The organism is Pseudonocardia sp. DxW (assembly GCF_058448985.1).
Genome location: NZ_JBZFLK010000063.1, coordinates 1 through 2,078, shown reverse-complemented (window position 1 = coordinate 2,078; position 2,078 = coordinate 1). Strand labels below are relative to the sequence as shown.

The following is a 2,078-nucleotide window of genomic DNA, read 5'->3' as shown; positions in this document are numbered from 1 at the left end:
CGTCGGGCGGACGGGAATCTGGACTTCCTGGGCCGTGGTGATGATCAGCTGAAGATCCGGGGTTACCGGGTGGAGCCCGCCGAGATCGAGACCGCCCTGGCCGGGGCCGACGGGATCGAGCAGGCCGCCGTCGTCGCCCGCCCGCATCCGGAGGTCCCCGGACAGCGCCGGCTCGCCGCCTACCTGGTCGGCACCGCCACCCCCGAGGCCGCCCGCGACGTCGTCGCCCGGGCACTGCCCGACTACATGGTCCCGACCCTGTGGGCGGTGGTCGACGAGCTGCCGCTGACCGTCAACGGCAAGCTCGACGTCGCCGCCCTGCCCGAGCCGTCGGCGCTGCGCCGCTCCGGCGGGCGCGCCCCGCGCACCCCGCTGGAGGAGACCCTCTGCTCGATCGTCGCGGAGGTCGTCGGTGCCGACGCCGTCGATCCCGACGACGACTTCTTCGATCTCGGCGGCGACAGCATCTCGGCGCTGGCCCTGGCGAACCGGGCCCGCAGGGCCGGGATCAGGATCCGGCCCCGGCACGTCTTCGAGGCCCGCACCGTCAGCCGGCTCGCCCCCTACGGCAGCCGGTCCGCCGCGGCCCGCCCCGCCCTGCAACCGCTGCGGCGCGACGGTGCCGGGCGGGAGATCTCGGCCGGTCAGCGCCAGATGCTGGCCCTGTCGCGGGTCGGCGGCCCGAGCCCGGTCTACAACGTGCCCGGGGTGCTGCGCCTGAGCGGCCCGCTTGACACCGACGCGCTGCGCGCCGCCTGGCTCGACGTCCTCGAGCGGCACGAGGTGCTGCGGACCGTCTACCCGGACGACACCGCGAGGGTGGTCGACACCGCCCCGGCATCGGTCGTCACGGTCGAACCGGTCGGCAGTGACGAGCTCGACGCACGGATCGACGCCGAGGTGCGCCGCCCGTTCGATCTCGGCACCGAGATCCCGGCCCGGGTCACCCTGTTCGAGCTCGGCGCCGAGGAGCACGTCCTGGTCGCGGTGCTGCACCACATCGCCGTCGACGAGTGGTCCTGGCGGCCACTGATCGACGACCTGCAGCACGCCTACCGGGCCCGGCTGCGGACCGGGCCGGACACCCCGTCCTCGCTGCCCGCACCGCAGATCCGGTACGCCGACTTCGCGGCCTGGCAGCGCGAGTGCCTCGCCGACGGCTCCGACACCTCCGCGGCGGCCCAGCTGGAGTTCTGGCGGACCACCCTGGACGGCGCCCCGGTACAGACCACACTGCCCACCGACCGTCCGCGGCCCACCGTCCCGAGCGGAGCCGGTAACGCCGTCCCGATCGAGATCGGCCCCGAGCTGACCACCGAGCTGCACCGGCTCGCCCGGTCGCACGACGTCACGGTGTTCATGCTGCTGCACGCCGCGCTGGCGGTGCTGCTGTCCCGGCACACGGGTTCCTCCGACGTCGTCGTCGGCACCCCGATCTCGACCCGGTTCGATCCGGCCCTCGACGACGCCGTGGGCTACTTCCTCAACACCCTCGCGCTGCGCGCCGACGTGCGCCCGGACCACACCGTCGGCGAGCTCCTGCGCGCGGTCCGCGGCACCGACCTCGACGCCTATGACCGCGCCGACGTGCCGTTCTCCGACGTCGTCGCGGCGCTGGCACCCGAGCGGGCACCCGGCCGCAGCCCGCTGTTCCAGGTCATGCTCGTCTGCCTGGGCGGCGACGCGAACGCGCTGACCCCGCAGCTGGACGGCGTGCGCGCGAGCGCCGACGTCGTCCGCACCGGCACCGCGAAGTTCGACGCCTCGTTCAACTTCCAGGACACCCCGGAGCTGCTCTCCGGGGTCGTCGAGTACTCCACCGACCTGTTCGACGCGGACACCGTGGCCCGGTTCGCCGACCGGATGGTCGCCGTGCTGCGGGCCTTCGCCGACGACCCGGCCCGCCCGGTCGGGTCGATCGACGTGCTCGGCCCGGCCGACCACGCCAACTCGGCGGCCCGGATCGCCTCCGGCATCGCCGACGTCCCGGACGTGACGGTGGCGGAGTTGTTGTCGGAGCGGGCGGCGTTGTGTCCGGATCGGGTTGCGTTGGTGTCGGGGGAGTCGCGGCTGACTTT

Annotated in this window: 1 protein-coding gene; it reads left to right on the top strand. The window is 74.1% G+C overall.

Going from position 1 to position 2,078, the window contains the following annotated elements:
- Positions 1 to 69: 69 nt before the first annotated feature.
- Positions 70 to 2,078, top strand: a 2,009-nt coding sequence (locus tag ACVJO7_RS33935) for a condensation domain-containing protein (RefSeq protein ID WP_491676361.1), incomplete at its 3' end; no start/stop codon positions are given.